This window comes from Acinetobacter entericus (assembly GCF_026168575.1).
Taxonomy (GTDB): Bacteria; Pseudomonadota; Gammaproteobacteria; order Pseudomonadales; family Moraxellaceae; genus Acinetobacter; species Acinetobacter bouvetii.
In genome coordinates this window covers 124509-141517 of sequence record NZ_JAPEQW010000009.1, presented here as the reverse complement: position 1 = coordinate 141517, position 17009 = coordinate 124509, and the positions used below count along the sequence as shown (strand labels likewise).

The window sequence follows — 17009 nt, the reverse complement described above, 5'->3', positions numbered from 1 at the left end:
ACATGATTTTTTTCGATGTTTTACCAAACACTCACATTTCTTAATAAAACTTAATTGCAGTATTCATCATATGAAGAACAGTGAACATCTTCTAGGTACCCGCCGATTTCTGCCCATGTTTCTCACTCAATTTTTTGGGGCATTGAATGACAACGTGTATAAACAGGCTTTACTTCTGGTCATCACCTACGGATGGATTCAGCAGCAAACCGCAAGTATCAGTACATTAAATAACTTTGCCGCGCTGCTGTTCATTTTACCTTACTTTATTTTCTCTGCGACCGCTGGGCAGCTGGCAGATAAGTACGAGCGCTCACAGCTTGTTCGAATGCTTAAAATTGCTGAAATTGTCATCATGCTGATTGGCGCGGCAGGCTTTCTGCTGGGCAATTTATGGCTGCTGCTGCTGGCATTATTCCTTATGGGAACACATTCAACCTTCTTTGGTCCGATTAAATACGCCATTTTGCCTGAAATCTTAAAGCCCAGCGAACTGATGTCTGGCAATGCGCTGTTTCAATCCGGCACATCTATGGCGATCCTGATTGGCATGATTCTAGGCGGCGCAGTCATTTCAGGCTCTGACGGCAATTTGCTTTGGATCAGCGTGACCGTGCTGACGATTGCGGCTTTAGGCTATTTATCCAGCACGTTTATTTTAAAACAGCAAGTCACTGCCGCTGATTTAACAGTGGACTGGAACTTTTTCCGCACCAGTTTCCAAACGCTAAAACACGCCAAAAGCCTGCCGCTGATTTTTACTATTTTATTGGGCAACTCTTGGTACTGGTTTTACGGCGCAACCTACCTGACTCAAATTCCGCAGCTCACGCAGCAAAATTTACACGCTTCAGAAAATGTCGTAAGCCTGCTGCTGACCTTCTTCTCTGTCGGGATTGGCGTGGGTTCTTTGCTGTGCCGTAAATTAGGCGGAACGGAAGTCAATATTAAAATGGTGCCGATTGGCGCCATTGGCTTAACGCTATTTGCTTTTTATTTGGCGGGCAGTTTGGCTTTCGTGCCGGAGCAAAGCGGTAAGCTGCTCGGACTCTATGAAGTCTTCCATGGCGGCTGGAGCTATTACCATGTGATGCTTGCAGTGACCCTGCTCGGCATCAGCGGCGGTTTTTATATTGTGCCGCTGTACGCCATGATGCAGGCCTTTTCCCCCCGCTCACACCGCGCGCGCATCGTCGCCGCCAACAATATTTTGAATGCCGTTTTCATGGTATCTTCTGCTATATTCTCAATTATCATCTTAAGCATCCTAAAGATTGATATTAAAATACTGTTCAGCATTACTGCAGTTCTCAGCGCAATCTTCAGCTTCTGGCTGCTGCGCCGCTTAAAGCCAATGCTGAACACTGCGCAAGTCTTACCGGAGGATTAATCCATGCGTCAATATACAGGCCTCGACAAGCTTATTCATTCTTTTGACCAAGCATTGCGCAGCTTAGTGCCAGGCTCGACATCAGCGCATCGTGAAAATCCAGGCAATCAGTCTGAGGCGCCATTGGCCGTGAGTGAAGCGCGCCATGTTGCCGGCCTCATGCGGGTGAATCACAGCGGTGAAGTCTGCGCGCAGGCGCTTTACCACGGCCAAGCCTTAACAGCAAAACTGCCGAATGTGCGTAAAGAAATGGAACAGGCCGCCATTGAAGAGCAAGACCATTTGGCATGGTGCGAAGACCGCTTAAAAGAGCTGGACAGTGTGCCAAGCCTGCTGAATCCTGTTTGGTACAGCCTGTCTTTTGGCATGGGCGCTATTGCAGGGATTGCCGGCGATAAATACAGCCTAGGCTTTGTCGCAGAGACTGAGCGTCAAGTCAGCATGCATCTGCAGCATCACATCAGTCAGCTTCCAGAACAGGATGAACGCTCACGTAAAATTTTAGTGCAGATGAATGAAGATGAGCTGCATCACCGCGATACGGCGCTCGATGCCGGCGGTGTCGATTTGCCGCTTCCCGTTCGCATTACCATGACCGCGATTTCAAAACTCATGACCAAAACCAGCTACTATATTTAAGTCTCAGCCCATTGTTCAAAAGCCCGCTGAATGCGGGCTTTTTTGAGAAGAAGATGCGTATTATTTCTTCTTGGCTTTTCTTTTAGTAAAAAAATTCAGCGCCTGCGCATAATGCGATGGCGTAACACGCTGCACTAAATCTAACAGTTTTGCGTCATTGCCTATCAGCACACGCGCCTTATTCTGTTTCACACCATCTAAAATGACTTTGGCCGCCAATTCCGGCGGTGTTTTTAAGACTTTGTTGAATGAACGGCTGGCCTTTTCAGGATTCATGCCCAATGCGCGGATACTGTCACTCATGCGCGCCGCATTGGCAATATTGGTGCGGATCCCGCCTGGATGTACTGATGTCGCGCTAACACCGCAATTTTCCATATCCAGTTCTTGGCGCAAAGCTTCGGTAAATCCGCGCACTGCAAATTTCGTTGCGTTATATGCGCTTTGCGTAGGCTGTGCAGTCAAACCGAATAAACTCGATGTATTGATAATATGACCTTCACCGCTTTGCTTTAAATACGGCAAAAAGGCTTTGGTTCCATAAACCACCCCCCAGAAATTGATATTAAAAATCCATTCCAGCTCATCATAGTTCATGCCTTCAACCGTACTGGCTAAAGCCACGCCTGCATTATTGAAAATAAGGTTCAGCTGACCAAATTCATTAAAGCTGCTTTCCGCCCATGCATATACAGCTTCGCGGTCAGCAACATCCAATTTCGTTAAGGTCACTTTAACGGGATAATCTTTCAGTAAGTTGAGCGTTTCCAGCAAGCCTTGCTCATTCATATCGCTCAAAGCCAAATGAGCGCCCTGCTGCGCCAGCTGCAAGGCTAACTGACGCCCAATACCTGAACCGGCACCCGTAATAGCAGCAACTTTTTCTTTAAAATTTTTCATTAATAGCTTCTCTGAGTTACAGCCAAGCGACGTGCTGTGTAAATAATTTTGAATATCCGCACTAAGATTACAAAAGAAAAATATATGAATGAAATGATATTTAATAATGCTCCGCTATGCATCAGATTCATAGAGTAAACATTGAAGCAGTCCACCTGCTAGCCTTTATATTTTTTGGCAGCGTTGCAGAGTTGATCCGCCTTTAGGTGCGCAGTTTTTTAACCGCCATATAAATGATTCTGCCGAATAAAATACAGGCAACAACAGCAATCACTGTATAAATATCATCATCAAAAGACAGCATTTTTGCCCAAAAGATATGCAGCCCATGCGTAACTTTTAGGCCTACGGTGACGACAGCCCAAGCCCAAATAAAACAGGCCAAAATATTAATGAATATATATTTCCAAATTGGATAAGCTTTAATGCCAACAGCAATTGGAAGTACCATTCTTAAGCCCCAAGCAAAACGCATCAGTAAAATCGTCAGAACTGGAAAGCGTTCAATAAATTGACTGGCTTTATCGATTTTTTTTGCAAGCTCAGGCTTGCTTTGTATCAATTTCTGCCCATAACGGCGGCCAACCTGATAATAAAATTGGTCCCCAATAAAACCGCCCAGCATTGCCGCAGCAATCAGCATCCAAAAATTTAAAAGATGTTGATGAACCGCATATGCGCCCAGCATCAACACAGTTTCACCTTCAAATAAGCTACCCGCAAATACTGCGAAATACCCATAATGTTGAATAAGATCCGTCCAATTCATACAAGCTTTTACTTTTTTTTGGCTGAAGGCTTATCATAGCATTCAGACTGGCATATCAACTGAAATACGCAAAATGATGCATTTTTCTAACTCAAACGCCCCTCGATGAATGACTCTTTTGCCATCGTACAGTCCACAACACAGCAGAGGCCGGAAAACATAAAGATGATCTAAAAAAATTGTGAGCAGAAAGCAAAAGCGTTGATGAAAATCTTGATTCAATTCATATAAATTATTAATTTTTGAATGCGATGAAAGCGATCATCCGTCAATTTAAATTCATTAATTGATCCCTCATAGATCAAGCATCGGAAAGCTTTTTCTTGAGATTATCCAAAGCAGTCACTGATGTTTTCTTCATGTTTTTAACTAAAAAATACGACATAGCACGCAAATGACCTTCCACCTTAAAGCTTAAGGTTCTTTTAAATAACACACGATTTTCTGAAATTTTTTCAAAATCATATTGTATCCGCAATGCACCATTATTGGTTTTCCCCTCTACAATCCATTGCGTATCAGGCTGACTCACTAAAACAGTATAGGATGTTTCCCGATTGAAAATAACAGGCAAAGGGTCAAGCAGCTTAAGCCGAATCATTTCCTGAAAAGTATCACCCACTTTAAGCCCATTTGGATTTTCTGTTGCAGAAATAGAGTTGGGATGCCATTCATGCCATAGCCAAGGCTGTGTCACATAATTGAACAGCGCTTGCGCGCTGCACTGTATTTCCATTTTATTTTCAATAATATACATTTGATTTATCTGGTCTTATTTTTATTTTAAGATAATTAAACTGTCTCGATGCTTCAAGTGATATTTAAAAACGATGTTTCAAAAGACTGTGCTGGCAACAGCATTGCCCAAAACACCTATTTTAAATCTTCACAATCCATCTGCCTGCACCACAGGTGGTGTATCATGCTGATGTTCGAATAGCTCGTTTTCCCAAATGTCATACATTGGAATTTTTACATCCAAGGCCAAGGGCATTTTTTTAGGATTAAACTGCATGTGCGTTAAATCATCGCCCCATGCAATCAGGTCCACATCCAGCGAAATATTATGCGATGGACGAATTCGGCCAGAATCCGCTTCCATCTGTTTCAAATAGGCCGTAACTTCAAAAGCCGTTAAATGACTGCGTACCAGACACGCGGCATTCCAATATTCAGCACCAATACCGTCACGGCATGGAATTAAATAAATTTTTGAAAATTTAAAATCACCTAATTGAGAGATTTGCGCAATTGCACGTTGAAAATGCTGTTTCGGATTGCAATTACTCGCCAGCGCTAGGGCGAAAATCGTTTCGGTGACGTTCAAGACGAATTCCTACAGAATTTGCTTGCGGGATAATGGCAGGCTTACGGATGGTAATCATAATAGATTCCACCACAGGATAGGTAGTAAAAAGTGCATTTAACACCAGCTTTGCCGCATGTTCGATCAATTTAGGCTGCGCATCCTGAATCACTTTGGCTGAAATTTCACAAATTTCTGCATAATTCAGCGTATCTTCCAGCTCATCCGAATTAGATGCCTGTTCCAGACTGGTGCCAATGGTGATATCCAGCATTAAAGGCTGAATAATTTGACGCTCCCAATTGAAACAGCCGACCACTGTATCAACCTTTAAGCCTTCAATAATAATTGCGTCCATGTGCTTGCTCAGAAATAGAATATTTATAAATGACCTCCCTAAACCCCTCTTTTAAAAGAGAGGGCTTGCCATCGTTATAGATTTAAAAATGGCAAAACGCCTTCCTGAGCAAGTTTTAAAGCATTGCTTTAAAAAAATGCAAGAAAGACAAGCTGAGAGGGATTGTTATGCTGAATTAATGCTTCAACAGCACATTAGGATCGATTGTTTGCACCATTTGCAAACGCTGATCTGCATAAATATCGGTATACGGCGCAAGAATACGCATGAAACGGTCAAAATACAGCATTTGCTTAAACAGCAAGGCAAAGTCACGCGGGAAGCGGATGCCGTGGCGTTCGCCCACTCCCACCATATCCATCATAATGTCATTTAAATCAGCAGGATTCGAGCTTAATAATTCTTGCGGATCTGCCAGCAATACACCGCTGAACAAACGCTCTAAATCATCCGCCAGCACTTTGGTATCAATTTTCTTATCGGTCATGCCCATCTTCAGCATGTTTTCCGCCATCAAGGCATAGTCCGTTTTTTGCAGGGCATCCATGAAAGCAATGCAGGCGGTCCACACTTCTGGCTTCAACTGACCCACAATTCCGAAGTCAATAAAACCAATACGGCCGTCTTCCAATAGCATCAGATTGCCGGCATGCAAATCTGCATGAAAGCTCTCACACATCATTAAACTGCCAAACCATGTATTCATAGCCGTCACTAAAACTTGTGATGGATCTCTTGATACTTTTTTCACAACTTCAAAGTCGGTCAATGGCACGCCATAAAAGCGTTCCATGGTTAACACCCGGCGAGTAGAAAACTGATGATAAACTTTCGGCGCAGCCGCGGCTTTGTTATTAGTAATATTCAGATAATTGACAAAATCATCAATATTTTGCGCTTCTTCAATGAAATCGACTTCGCGCACCATACGGGTTTTAATTTCTTCGACAATATCGGCCAGTGACGCAAATTTAACTTTGGGTACGGCTTTTTCTAAAATTTTTGCGGCCCAATGCAGCACATTTAAGTCCGTATAGAGAATGGTTTCTACACCCGGCTTTTGAACTTTAAGCACGACACTTTCACCGGTGACCAGTTTTGCTGCATGCACTTGCGCAATGGAAGCAGACGCTAAAGGTGTTTCATCAATTGAGGCAAAAATTTGCGATAAATCACGGCCTGCAAATTCTGAAGCCAACACTTGCTGTACATAGCTGAAAGGCAAACTTGGCGTTTGGTCCAAGCAGCCCTGAAATTCTTCGACGTATTCACGCGGAAATAATGACGGCGTGCTGGCAATAAACTGCCCCAATTTAATATAGGTTGAACCCAGCGACTCAAATGTCTCGCGCATGAGTTTTGCATTGCTTGGTTTTTCTGTTGCGTATTTAATGCCGGCTTTTGCCGCCACGACCGCCGTTTCACCCATACGGGCCACCGAGCGGAATCCATCAAGCCAAATATTGTTTTTCATAATGTCTGAGGAAAAATAAATTGTAGTGAGTGTAGCAAAATTTCAATCTTTTGCAGGACTATCTTGCCTGACAAATTGGACAATTTTCATCATGCAGAAAGCCTAAAACACGCTGTTTCATGCTGAGTCCATCCCAAAGCAGCAGTTTTTGCTTTAATGGCGTGGCATTCAAGCCTAAAAACAGCAAGGCATGATGCGCTTGCAAACTGGCCATTACATTTGGCGTGGTGGCCAAAACCCCTGAATCCGCACAGCGCAGGCTTTCATTGGCCTGCTGCTCTTTCGGGAAAAGGCATTCATAACAAGCCGAGTCACTCTCCACCATAAACAATTGACCTTGAAAACCAATCGCGGATGCACTGATTAAAGGCACATTCAACTGTTTGCTGATGGCATTGACCAAATAGCGTGTTGCAAAATTATCACAGCCATCTAGCACCAAATCTTGCGGGGAAATCAGTGATTCCGCATTGGATGCATCCAGTTTAGAAACCACACTGTTTACTTGGATATAGGGATTAATGCTGGCTAAGCGTTTGGCTAAAACCTCTGCTTTATAAAAACCTAAATCAGCTTCAGTAAATGCCATTTGCCGCTGCAGATTGCTGATTTCAATCGTATCAGCATCGATCAGGGTAATTTTACCCACGCCTGCACGCGCCAAAAGTTCGGCAGATGCACAGCCGATACCGCCACAGCCGACAATGAGCACATTCGAGAGTTTTAGCTTTTCCTGCGCATCAATATCCCAGCCATCCAATAAAATTTGGCGGCTATATAAATGCATTTCGGATTCGCTAAGTTCCAAGTCAAAATCTGTGGGCTGATTCACTATTTCAATATCCGTTTAAAAGAGGCGCGGCGGCGATGTTCAGGCTATTATCAGCATTGCATCGACAGTCTTGTCAATTGTTTGATGTATTTCAGCCAAATCCGCGACCTTATCGATCAATAATGCATCAAGAAATGGTTTTGCAATGGATGCTCCAAACAGCATGTCTGCCAAAATCTCTGCCGTTAATGCTAAAGGCCTTTCTGCAGGCGCAATCTACTCAATGGCTGCAATTAAATGATCGCGGCTAGACGCGATGACCATCTCATAAATTGCTTGCAACCCTTAGCCCTATCGGTATTGATATGTATCTGCCCAGCATTCCTGCAATGGGCAGCAGTGGCGACGCAACTGCAAATCATTCTTTTTGTACAAGGCTTAGGAGGTTCGATTGGCATGGTCATCGCCTTCACCATTATTAAAGACCAATATCACGTCCCCGCCATGGGTAAGAGAATGCCGATGGTTTTAGCCTTTTTGGGCTTATTCCCCGTGGCCGCGCTTTTAATTGGTGATGGCTTGCAGGCTTTAGGCTCTTGGCGCAATATTCTTATCTTTCTTGCCGTGTACGGCGCAATCGTACTGAGCGCTACTGCTTTCTTTATTGTTGCCGGAAACATGTGATATACAACAGTGTAAATGACTTCAGCTTTCATAGACCTTTAAACTTTACAGCCAAATTATAACTGACCGTAAACTCATTATTTATGCACTCAGCATCTGTATTGCTCAAGCGGGTTTCTTTGCATACATTGCCGGTTCTGCCAGTGTCTTTATTTCTGAATGTCAGCTCACGTCAACACAATTCAGCCTGCTGTTTGGCTTAATCGCTGCTGCGATTTTAAATCCGAAAGTGCGTGAAAGAATGGGCCTGCTCTAGACCTACAAATGTATGAACTTTGGCTTTTTCTCATTGTCATTGCTGCGCTTCTTGCCTGTTTAGCAGGCGGCATAAACAGCTCAATTATTTTCTATATTGCCTTATTTATTGCTGTGGCTTTACTAGGTTTTATTATGCCGACAGGGACTCAATTGGCGTTAATGTTCCAGCACAAGAATACAGGAGCCGCTTCGGCCTTATTGGGTTCTCTGTAATTTGACCTCGGTGCGATCATCACAGCCATAATAGGCGCATCTTTTTCTGCAAGCGGTTTTGGCTTGGTCAGCATCATTGCTGTTTGTGCGCTGATTGCTGCTTTGGCTTGCCTGTTATTATTACCAAAACAGTTGCCGCTGGCCAGCCGCTAAATATTCATTAGTGAAACCCAAATAAAAAGGCGGTCATGACCGCCTTTTTATTTGAATGTATTAAAACAGACTCACCCATTTTAAAATCAACTAGCCTACTTTATGCAGGTTTTCCGCCTTGGCAATTTCCTGCTGTTTCAGTAAATTGCGCTGAATTTTTCCGCTGGAGGTTTTGGGTAAATTTGCCACAAACTCAATTTCTTTAGGATAGGCATGCTTCGATAGGCGTGAACGCACATAGTCCTGTAATTTTTGCATCAGATCCGACGTCGCTGGATATTGTGCTTTAAGCACCACAAAAGCTTTTACAAGCTCTGTGCGTTCTGGATCTGGCTTGCCCACTACAGCAGACTCCAAAACCTCCTCGCATTCCAATAATGTGCTTTCCACATCAAAAGGGCCCACACGATAGCCTGACGTTGTAATGACATCATCAGCACGCCCGATAAAATCGATGCCCATTTGCTCATTTAAACACACGGTATCGCCTGTTAAATAATAGTGGCCCACAAATGATTTACGGTTATTGCCGCCATAGCCATTAAACCAAAATAAAGGCGATTGCGAACAATCTATGGCCAAAGTACCTATGCCGCCCGCCTCAACTTCCTGATGCTCTTTATTCAATACTGCAAAACGATGCCCAGGAATGGCGTAGCCCGCCGAACCGACTTTTTTATAGTGATCCAGCGCATGATGATTGGCGATGACCATGCCTAATTCTGTCTGCCCATATTGGTCATAGATATTCACATTTAAGTCATGATTAAACCAGTGAATGACTTCAGGCGTTAATGGCTCGCCTGCACTGCTTACCACACGCAAATGATTTTTAATAGACGGATCAAACTTTTCTTTAAAACCGAAGAACATGCGGAATGCTGTAGGTGAACCCGTCAAATTGCTGACTTTATATTTTTGAATAATCTGTAAAGCGTTATCTACACTAAACGCACGCTCATCCATAATAATGCTATGGCCTAAACTTAATGGGCCAGTGATGCCGTAATACAGGCCATAGGCCCAGCCTGGATCTGCCAAATTCCAGAACGAATCCTCATCACGCAAATCGACCGCATGGGTCATATAGCCCTTAAAAGCCAATACCGCTTTTAAAGGCACCGGCACCGATTTTGCCAGCCCAGTGGTTCCCGAGGTAAACATCATCAGGAAATCATCTTCAAAGCTCAGCATTTCAGGTTCACAAACAGCAGACTGTGATGCAAGCACCTGCCAAAAACCGGCATCTGATGGTGATTCTTCATCTGTGCTTAAAAGAGGCTGTACTGTTAAAATATGCGGTACTTTTACGCTGTTTAACTTTGGACGCTGTTCTGCATTGGTCACAATCAACTGGGTATGTGCTGTTTCGACACGATGTTCTATGGCTTTCGACTCAAAAGCGGTAAATAGCGGCTGATAAATTGCACCTATCCGCCATGTCGCCAATACAGTAATCAGCAGTTCTGGCGTTCTGGGCAAAAGGCCAGCGATGCAATCGCCTTTTTTTAGCCCCAAACTTTTAAAATAATTCGCCAGTTTGCCGGATGCTTCATCCAGCTGCTCAAATGTCCATTCAGCAGATTCGCCATGCTTACCTTCCCAAATGAGCGCGGTCTTTTGCTGTCCGACATAACGCTGGCAGCATTCCACATAGGCATTCATGCGCTGCGCTGAACCTGCCAATTGCGCCGTCATCAGCTTTTCAAAATCAAAATCCAGATAAGCCTGTTCCAATGTTTTCATTTTTAAAAACCTCTTATTCGATAGACAAAATGGCAAGGCATTCGCGCTTAGCGCATTCATCATTGTTTTATTTCTGCTGTGGCCTTTACTCAGCCGCAGCTGTACATCCAGTACTAAGATTTGCACCGATCACTCAGCGCTTTTTTTTAAATATAAGATAAGCAAAACATGTTCAGATGCCGCCTGCAATTTCCATAACCGTCAAATGCATTGCAGGCTTTGGGCATCGACTAAAGTCTGATCAATCAAGCTTTAGCCACTTCACGGGCAATCACCAGACGCTGAATATCCGATGCGCCTTCATAAATTTGGCTGACGCGTACATCCCGGTAAATCCGCTCAACAGGAAAGTCTGAAACATAACCATAGCCGCCATGAATTTGAATCGCATCAGAACACACCCGCTCGGCCATGGTCGATGCAAACAGCTTAGCCATAGAAGCTTCTTTTAAACACGGTAAATTGGCGTCTTTTAATGACGCAGCATGCAAAATAAGCTGACGCGCCGCTTCAATTTGCGTGGCCATATCGGCCAAACGAAATGCAACCGCTTGATGCTGCAAAATTTCTACACCAAAAGCTTTGCGCTCATGCGCATATTCCACGGCCGCATCTAGGGCTGCACGCGCCATGCCGACACATTGCGCAGCGATGCCAATCCGCCCAGACTCTAAATTTGATAATGCAATTTTATAGCCATCACCCTCTTGACCCAGCAAATGGTCCGCAGGAATGCGGCAGTCATCAAAAATGATCGTCGCGGTATCGGAACAATGCTGCCCCATCTTTTCTTCGACGCGCGACACAATATATCCCGCAGTATTGGTCGGCACCAAAAAGCAGGAAATGCCCTTTTTGCCTGCAGCTTTATCAATGACTGCAAATACAATGGCGATGTCTGCATATTTGCCTGTGGTAATAAATTGTTTCGTTCCGTTAATGACCCACTCATCACCCTCGCGTACCGCCTGGCATTCCAGGGCACTGGCATCCGATCCTGCCTGCGGCTCAGTCAGGCAGAAACAGCCCAACATTTCACCTGTCGCCAATTTGGTTAAATATCGTTTCTTTTGATCTTCTGTGCCATAACGCTGAGTAATGCCGCAAGGCAGTGAATTCTGTACGCTCACAATCGTTGAAATTGCGCCATCACCGGCTGCAATTTCCTCTATGGCCAAAACCAGTGAGACATAGTCCATGCCAGCACCGCTCCATTCCTCTGAAACGGTCATGCCCAGCGCACCCAATGCACCCAGCTCTTTTAACTCTTCAGCAGGAAAGCGCGCTGTTTTATCCCGCTCAGCTGCCGTCGGCTTCAGCTTGCTTTGAGAAAAATCCCGCATCATATCCTGAACCATTTTCTGCGCTTCATTTAAAATCATAGAGTATCCTTCTCATTACTATTCTTAAAATTTGATCTTTCTTTAAATTGGAAATATTAAAAACTCTGCGTTGCATGGCAGTTCCATTCGCAACCTTATAGCTTCTAAAAATTAATGTATCTGCGAAACAAAAACACGGTAATGCCCATTAAACAGGCTTCGCGAATGGCAATGGTTTTGCCTGCTTTTCCCTTAAGAAAAGCAGGTCGAAGCAAAGGTTATACTAAATTTTGAGTCGATAATAAAAAAGACTCTGCATTTAACCCTCAGATCAGCTTTACATTATTTCGACTGCATCCGAATCGCGCCATCCAGACGAATCACCTCGCCATTCAAATAGCCATTTTCAAAAATATGCCCCACCAAATGCGCAAATTCCTCAGGTTTGGCCAAACGCGGCGGAAACGGCACCATTTGCCCCAAAGCATCCTGTACATGCTGCGACAGGCCTTTCAGCATCGGTGTTTCCATAATGCCCGGCGCAATAGTCATGACACGAATCGCCTCACGCGCCAATTCACGGGCTAAAGGCAAAGTCATGGCAACCACAGCACCTTTCGACGCCGCATAAGCAGCCTGTCCAATTTGACCGTCAAAAGCAGCCACTGAAGCAGTATTCACAATTGCGCCACGCTCTTCTTCGCCTGCCTGGAGTTCATATTTTGCAATTAAGCGCGCCCCAAAGCGGATCATGTTGAATGTCCCCGCCACATTAATATTAAGAACTTTCTGGAACATAGCTAAATCATGTAAACCGTCACGGCCCAATACTTTTGCAGAAGGTGCAATGCCGGCACAGTTCACCAACCCATTCAGTTGGCCATATTTATTTTCAACGTGCTGGAAAAATGCTTCTGCATCAGCTTCACTGGTCACATCCAACTGCTGAAATTCTGCGTGTTCACCTAAGCGGCGCTGCAAGGCTTCACCCAGCTCTTTGTTCATGTCGGCCATAATGACTTTGGCGCCTTGACCCACTAAATACGTGGCTGCCGCAGCACCTAGCCCAGACGCGCCGCCAGTCACCACAAAAACCTTTCCTTGAATTTTCATTTTATTTTTCCTTGAAATCTATTTTAAATAATCTATGTTTTGAAATTCGACTTAAGACACAGAGTAAACATAGAATAAATTCAGTACAATTTCCAAAGACTGCATTTACCGTGATGTATTTGAACAATAGAAAAATGAAACCAAGAACGCATGGATGAATAGATTGGACAGCGATTATTTTAAAGGCACGATTTCAATTCGCTTGGTTAAAGAAGCGCTGCATAATGCAGAACGCCAAGGTTATGAAATAAACGACTTACTGACTCAAGCCGGCATCGCTCCTGAATTGCTGCACACCGATAAAACCCGTGTTTCAGTTATACAATATGCGCAATTGTGGATTGTTTTGGCGGATGCCATGAATGATGAATTCTTTGGCATGGATCATCGCCCCATGCGCAGAGGCAGCTATATTTTTTTATCCAAGTCGGTATTGCAAGCTGCGGATTTAGGCAAAGCTTTGTCCCACATTCTGCAATTTCTGAATTTGGTGCTGGATGATTTCAGCAGCACACATTTTGTGCAGGAAAATTATGCCTATATCGTGATTAAAGACAGCCGCCAGCCTAAGCGCATGTTCAGTTATGCCACCTACCTCATGCTGATTCATGGCATGATGTGCTGGCTCTGCGGTCAGCGCGTAATCTTAAACCGCATACAGCTCAAATGCGCAGCGCCTCAGGATGACAGTGACTATAGAATGCGTTTTTGTGATGATATTCAGTATCATGCTGATGAAAACTACATTCAGTTTGATGCCAGCTATTTAAAGATCGCCATTAAACAAGATAAAAAATCATGGCATCAGTTTATTCAGCATACGCCCTATAATTTACTGGTGCGCTTTAAAAACCCCAATGCCTTAAGCCACCAAATTCGCAAGCATTTTTCCCAAATGCCGGCTTCTGAATGGGCTGAACTGCCTGAACTGGCGCAGCTGTTTAATATGTCTGAAGCCACCATGCAGCGCCGCCTCAAGCAGGAAGGCATCAATTTTCAGCAGCTGAAAAATGAAATACGGCGTGATTTGGCCATCAACTTGCTCGAGCAAAACTCGCTTAGCTTGCAAGACATCAGTGAACAGCTGAATTTTCACGATGCGAGCGCTTTTCATCGCGCGTTTAAGAAATGGACAGGAGTCAGTCCAGGCGCATATCGGCAAACTAAGAATGATAATCCGCAATAAGTCTAATATTTTTCAAGTCTGGCATTATAACAATAATTTAGTTTTACTAAATAATATCTATATTTCATGTACTTATAAATATAACAAAAACCGACTGGACGTTCATCTGTAGAGTATTGCCTGCCCAGCCTAAATAGGTTATTTTTCCATCAATTTAAAGCACTTTTGCTTTCTTTAATTTTTATTGTATCTCCACTCCCGTTTAATCACCTTGAAGGGCTTTCCCATGCTTAAGATGATTGATGTACTCGAGCACAGCTTAGTACAAAATTTCTCCGACTCTTTGTTAAGCGATGCTGAACACAATGAGGCGCAATTTCATCAAGAACTGCGTGACATGTCAGATATCGACTTAGCCAATATCATTTCTGTTTTTTTCTTAAATGATCAAGCCGTTGACATTGCGCACGCTTTAGATATCTCTGCAGACTCTTTGCAGCAGATTCAAGCAGGCGCAAACCTGAAAGCAGAAAACTTGATTGATGCAACTGCAAAAATTGCAGCATATTGCTTAGCAGTTGAAACAGATATGCTCAACCGTGTAGAAATTGCAGACTGTCTGCAAGATTATCCAATGTAAGCGTCATTTTCAGATTTTTAAAAAGCGGTCTTTAGGCCGCTTTTTTATATGCCGCACTTTTTCAAGCTTCACATTGATGTCCTGCTTTTTCATATTTATAGACTTAGCATTTTAACAGCATTCTATCTTTCAAATAATTCATAAGCAGAAAAACCGCCAATACAGCAACATAAAAGATATAAATATCAAATAATTAAGTTTAAAATTTTGTATTTTTACAATTTCATCTTTGGTTATCATTTTTTCTCTTTTGCAGCATCCGCCTAGCCCGCGTATTAATTGCGCATTATTTCTTTATATGCATTTAGGGGCTCAAATGAAATCACTGACTCAAATTTCCGCACTGCTATTTTCTGCGCTTTCTGCCGGCACAGCTGTGGCAGCTATTCCAGCAGAAATTAAACTGGATTATGCCTACTACGCGCCCACCAGCTTAGTGCTGAAAGACCAGAAACTTTTAGAAAAAGCTTTGCCAAAAAGTGAAATTAAATGGGTATTTAGCCAAGGCTCAAACCGTTCACTCGAATATTTAAACAGCGGCAGTGTCGACTTTGCCTCCACAGCAGGTTTGGCCGCTGTGCTCAGCAAAGCGAATGGCAGTCCAATTAAAACCGTTTATATTCAAAGCCAGCCCGAATGGACTGCGTTACTTGTCAATAAAAACTCAAATATTAAAAGCCTGAAAGATTTAAAAGGCAAAAAAATTGCAGCGACGAAAGGCACAGACCCGTTCCTATTTACCTTACAAGCCTTAGAAACGGCCGGATTGTCCAAACGTGATGTTCAATTGGTTCATTTACAGCATCCGGATGGCAAAACAGCGTTAGAACGCGGCCAAGTCGACGCTTGGGCAGGATTAGATCCACTCATGGCGGCTGCTCAACTGCAGTCGGGCGCAAGACAGCTTTATCGCAATGTGAATTTCAACAGCTATAGTGTACTCAGCGTAAAGGACCAATTTGCAGCTCAAAGCCCCGAAGCGGTAACCGCTGTAATCACAGCCTATGAACAAGCCCGCAAATGGGCCAAAGCCAACCCAGAAAAACTGGCCGCGCTCTTAGCCAAAGAAGCAAAACTGCCGTTAAACGTTGCAAAGCTTCAATTAAGCCGTACCAATTTTGACCAAAATATTCCAACGGCTAAACACATTGCGGCCTTGCAAAAAGCGGGAACCATTTTGAACGAGGAAGATTTGGTCCGTCCAGGCACCAATGTCAATCAAGTTGTTAACCAGCTGTTTGATGCAAAATTTGCGCAAAAAGCAGTGAAGAAATAAGGTCTTTAGCAAATAATGACTCATCCAATTGCATCTCAAAAGATTCAGGCTGAATTAGCACAGCACAGCAAGGCGCAATCCTCAGCTTTGCCAAAACTAAAAAGCCTGATCAAGGGACTAACGCTTCCTGCCGTCTTAATCTTAGTTTGTGAGTATCTTGTGCGCGCCGGTTTTATTGAACCCTATTTACTTCCAGCGCCAAGCAGTCTTTGGCTGACACTCACTGAATTAGCCGCTGGCGATTTATGGCAGCACATTTGGGCCAGCAGCTGGCGCGTATTAGCAGGCTTTGCCATTGGAAGCTTGCTTGCTTTAGTGTTTGCCGTGCTTGTTGGCCTGAATAAGCAAGCTGAAGATTTTTTAGAGCCGAATTTTTCTGCCATCAAATCTATTCCCAGCCTGGCGTGGATTCCGCTTCTTTTGCTTTGGCTGGGTATTGATGAAGCGTCTAAAATCACCCTCATTGCCATTGGTGCTTTTTTTCCTGTTTATACCAACACAGTGGCCGCGATTAAGGGCGTTGACCGCAAACTGATTGAAGTTGCACAAGTGTATCGCCTGAAATACTGGCAACGTGTGCAGCAGATTATTTTGCCTGCAGCGGCGCCCGGTATTTTAACAGGCCTCAGAAATGGCCTCAGTTTATCCTGGATGTTTATGATTGCCGCAGAGCTGATTGCAGCAACCCAAGGCATTGGCTATTTACTCAGTGATGGCCGCGAAACTTCACGGCCTGATATTGTGATTTTAGCCATTATTTTATTGGCGGTATTGGGCAAGTTAACCGATAGTTTAATGAAAGCGCTGGAAACATGGGTACTTCGCTGGCGCGATGTCATCAAAAACTAAAGACTCAGACAAAATAAAGGC

At 43.8% G+C, this 17009-nt stretch carries 18 protein-coding genes; 8 read left to right on the top strand and 10 right to left on the bottom strand.

Annotated elements, in window-relative coordinates; genetic code table 11:
* The first annotated feature begins 70 nt into the window (after positions 1 to 70).
* Together OKC24_RS09280 and coq7 are read left to right on the top strand one after the other, a co-directional pair.
* Positions 71 to 1390, top strand: coding sequence for an MFS transporter (locus OKC24_RS09280; RefSeq protein ID WP_130146106.1), 1320 nt, complete (start codon positions 71 to 73; stop codon positions 1388 to 1390).
* Between the two features lie 3 nt (positions 1391 to 1393).
* On the top strand, positions 1394 to 2029 hold the full coding sequence (gene coq7, locus OKC24_RS09275) for a 2-polyprenyl-3-methyl-6-methoxy-1,4-benzoquinone monooxygenase (protein ID WP_005009229.1): 636 nt from the start codon (positions 1394 to 1396) through the stop codon (positions 2027 to 2029).
* A 60-nt stretch (positions 2030 to 2089) separates the two neighbouring features.
* Here coq7 and OKC24_RS09270 read toward each other — a convergent pair whose 3' ends face one another.
* From OKC24_RS09270 to OKC24_RS09240, 7 genes are all read right to left on the bottom strand, one after another.
* Positions 2090 to 2929 carry an SDR family NAD(P)-dependent oxidoreductase gene (locus OKC24_RS09270; protein ID WP_130146102.1) on the bottom strand — a complete coding sequence of 280 codons (840 nt, stop codon included), beginning with the start codon at positions 2927 to 2929 and terminating at the stop codon, positions 2090 to 2092.
* Positions 2930 to 3131: 202 nt separating this feature from the next.
* Positions 3132 to 3698, bottom strand: a complete 567-nt coding sequence (locus OKC24_RS09265) for a DedA family protein (RefSeq protein ID WP_265464990.1) — start codon at positions 3696 to 3698, stop codon at positions 3132 to 3134.
* Positions 3699 to 3999: 301 nt separating this feature from the next.
* Complete coding sequence (locus tag OKC24_RS09260) at positions 4000 to 4434, bottom strand: SRPBCC family protein (protein ID WP_228257595.1); 435 nt, start codon at positions 4432 to 4434, stop codon at positions 4000 to 4002.
* Positions 4435 to 4584: 150 nt separating this feature from the next.
* Positions 4585 to 5025: a 2-amino-4-hydroxy-6-hydroxymethyldihydropteridine diphosphokinase gene (locus OKC24_RS09255; RefSeq protein ID WP_130146098.1), complete on the bottom strand. Its 441-nt coding sequence runs from the start codon at positions 5023 to 5025 to the stop codon at positions 4585 to 4587.
* Positions 4982 to 5362: a dihydroneopterin aldolase gene (folB, locus tag OKC24_RS09250; RefSeq protein WP_130146096.1), complete on the bottom strand. Its 381-nt coding sequence runs from the start codon at positions 5360 to 5362 to the stop codon at positions 4982 to 4984. The genes OKC24_RS09255 and folB overlap by 44 nt, the downstream gene beginning before the upstream one ends.
* Positions 5363 to 5537: 175 nt before the next feature.
* The gene (locus tag OKC24_RS09245; protein ID WP_130146094.1) at positions 5538 to 6836 is read right to left on the bottom strand and encodes an ABC1 kinase family protein; all 1299 of its coding nucleotides are present in this window, start codon (positions 6834 to 6836) and stop codon (positions 5538 to 5540) included.
* A gap of 58 nt (positions 6837 to 6894) precedes the next feature.
* Positions 6895 to 7623, bottom strand: a complete 729-nt coding sequence (locus OKC24_RS09240) for a HesA/MoeB/ThiF family protein (RefSeq protein ID WP_171457731.1) — start codon at positions 7621 to 7623, stop codon at positions 6895 to 6897.
* Between the two features lie 384 nt (positions 7624 to 8007).
* Here OKC24_RS09240 and OKC24_RS09235 point away from each other — a divergent pair, with 384 nt between their 5' ends.
* Together OKC24_RS09235 and OKC24_RS09230 are read left to right on the top strand one after the other, a co-directional pair.
* Complete coding sequence (locus OKC24_RS09235; RefSeq protein ID WP_228257594.1) at positions 8008 to 8292, top strand: MFS transporter; 285 nt, start codon at positions 8008 to 8010, stop codon at positions 8290 to 8292.
* 264 nt (positions 8293 to 8556) lie between these two features.
* The gene (locus OKC24_RS09230; protein WP_228257593.1) at positions 8557 to 8763 is read left to right on the top strand and encodes a hypothetical protein; all 207 of its coding nucleotides are present in this window, start codon (positions 8557 to 8559) and stop codon (positions 8761 to 8763) included.
* Positions 8764 to 9006: 243 nt separating this feature from the next.
* Here OKC24_RS09230 and OKC24_RS09225 read toward each other — a convergent pair whose 3' ends face one another.
* The 3 genes from OKC24_RS09225 to OKC24_RS09215 form a co-directional block, all read right to left on the bottom strand.
* Positions 9007 to 10662, bottom strand: a complete 1656-nt coding sequence (locus OKC24_RS09225; protein WP_131276541.1) for an AMP-binding protein — start codon at positions 10660 to 10662, stop codon at positions 9007 to 9009.
* A 245-nt stretch (positions 10663 to 10907) separates the two neighbouring features.
* Positions 10908 to 12044 (bottom strand): acyl-CoA dehydrogenase family protein, encoded by a 1137-nt coding sequence (locus OKC24_RS09220; RefSeq protein WP_265464989.1) that lies wholly within the window; start codon positions 12042 to 12044, stop codon positions 10908 to 10910.
* A gap of 282 nt (positions 12045 to 12326) precedes the next feature.
* Positions 12327 to 13097, bottom strand: a complete 771-nt coding sequence (locus OKC24_RS09215) for an SDR family NAD(P)-dependent oxidoreductase (RefSeq protein WP_130146086.1) — start codon at positions 13095 to 13097, stop codon at positions 12327 to 12329.
* 154 nt (positions 13098 to 13251) lie between these two features.
* Here OKC24_RS09215 and OKC24_RS09210 point away from each other — a divergent pair, with 154 nt between their 5' ends.
* From OKC24_RS09210 to OKC24_RS09195, 4 genes are all read left to right on the top strand, one after another.
* The gene (locus tag OKC24_RS09210) at positions 13252 to 14283 is read left to right on the top strand and encodes an AraC family transcriptional regulator (protein ID WP_130146084.1); all 1032 of its coding nucleotides are present in this window, start codon (positions 13252 to 13254) and stop codon (positions 14281 to 14283) included.
* A 226-nt stretch (positions 14284 to 14509) separates the two neighbouring features.
* Positions 14510 to 14863, top strand: coding sequence for a hypothetical protein (locus OKC24_RS09205; RefSeq protein WP_005009202.1), 354 nt, complete (start codon positions 14510 to 14512; stop codon positions 14861 to 14863).
* 316 nt (positions 14864 to 15179) lie between these two features.
* On the top strand, positions 15180 to 16139 hold the full coding sequence (locus OKC24_RS09200) for an aliphatic sulfonate ABC transporter substrate-binding protein (protein ID WP_130146082.1): 960 nt from the start codon (positions 15180 to 15182) through the stop codon (positions 16137 to 16139).
* Between the two features lie 15 nt (positions 16140 to 16154).
* Positions 16155 to 16988 carry an ABC transporter permease gene (locus tag OKC24_RS09195; RefSeq protein ID WP_265464988.1) on the top strand — a complete coding sequence of 278 codons (834 nt, stop codon included), beginning with the start codon at positions 16155 to 16157 and terminating at the stop codon, positions 16986 to 16988.
* Positions 16989 to 17009: the final 21 nt, after the last annotated feature.

Bases quoted from the DNA above. Each gene is read 5' to 3' on its own strand.
- OKC24_RS09280 (WP_130146106.1), top strand. From the start codon at position 71: ATGAAGAACAGTGAACATCTTCTAGGTACCCGCCGATTTCTGCCCATG.
- coq7 (WP_005009229.1), top strand. From the start codon at position 1,394: ATGCGTCAATATACAGGCCTCGACAAGCTTATTCATTCTTTTGACCAA.
- OKC24_RS09270 (WP_130146102.1), bottom strand. From the start codon at position 2,929: ATGAAAAATTTTAAAGAAAAAGTTGCTGCTATTACGGGTGCCGGTTCA.
- OKC24_RS09265 (WP_265464990.1), bottom strand. From the start codon at position 3,698: ATGAATTGGACGGATCTTATTCAACATTATGGGTATTTCGCAGTATTT.
- OKC24_RS09260 (WP_228257595.1), bottom strand. From the start codon at position 4,434: ATGGAAATACAGTGCAGCGCGCAAGCGCTGTTCAATTATGTGACACAG.
- folB (WP_130146096.1), bottom strand. From the start codon at position 5,362: ATGGACGCAATTATTATTGAAGGCTTAAAGGTTGATACAGTGGTCGGC.
- OKC24_RS09245 (WP_130146094.1), bottom strand. From the start codon at position 6,836: ATGAAAAACAATATTTGGCTTGATGGATTCCGCTCGGTGGCCCGTATG.
- OKC24_RS09240 (WP_171457731.1), bottom strand. From the start codon at position 7,623: ATGCATTTATATAGCCGCCAAATTTTATTGGATGGCTGGGATATTGAT.
- OKC24_RS09230 (WP_228257593.1), top strand. From the start codon at position 8,557: ATGTATGAACTTTGGCTTTTTCTCATTGTCATTGCTGCGCTTCTTGCC.
- OKC24_RS09225 (WP_131276541.1), bottom strand. From the start codon at position 10,662: ATGAAAACATTGGAACAGGCTTATCTGGATTTTGATTTTGAAAAGCTG.
- OKC24_RS09220 (WP_265464989.1), bottom strand. From the start codon at position 12,044: ATGATTTTAAATGAAGCGCAGAAAATGGTTCAGGATATGATGCGGGAT.
- OKC24_RS09215 (WP_130146086.1), bottom strand. From the start codon at position 13,097: ATGAAAATTCAAGGAAAGGTTTTTGTGGTGACTGGCGGCGCGTCTGGG.
- OKC24_RS09210 (WP_130146084.1), top strand. From the start codon at position 13,252: ATGAATAGATTGGACAGCGATTATTTTAAAGGCACGATTTCAATTCGC.
- OKC24_RS09205 (WP_005009202.1), top strand. From the start codon at position 14,510: ATGCTTAAGATGATTGATGTACTCGAGCACAGCTTAGTACAAAATTTC.
- OKC24_RS09200 (WP_130146082.1), top strand. From the start codon at position 15,180: ATGAAATCACTGACTCAAATTTCCGCACTGCTATTTTCTGCGCTTTCT.
- OKC24_RS09195 (WP_265464988.1), top strand. From the start codon at position 16,155: ATGACTCATCCAATTGCATCTCAAAAGATTCAGGCTGAATTAGCACAG.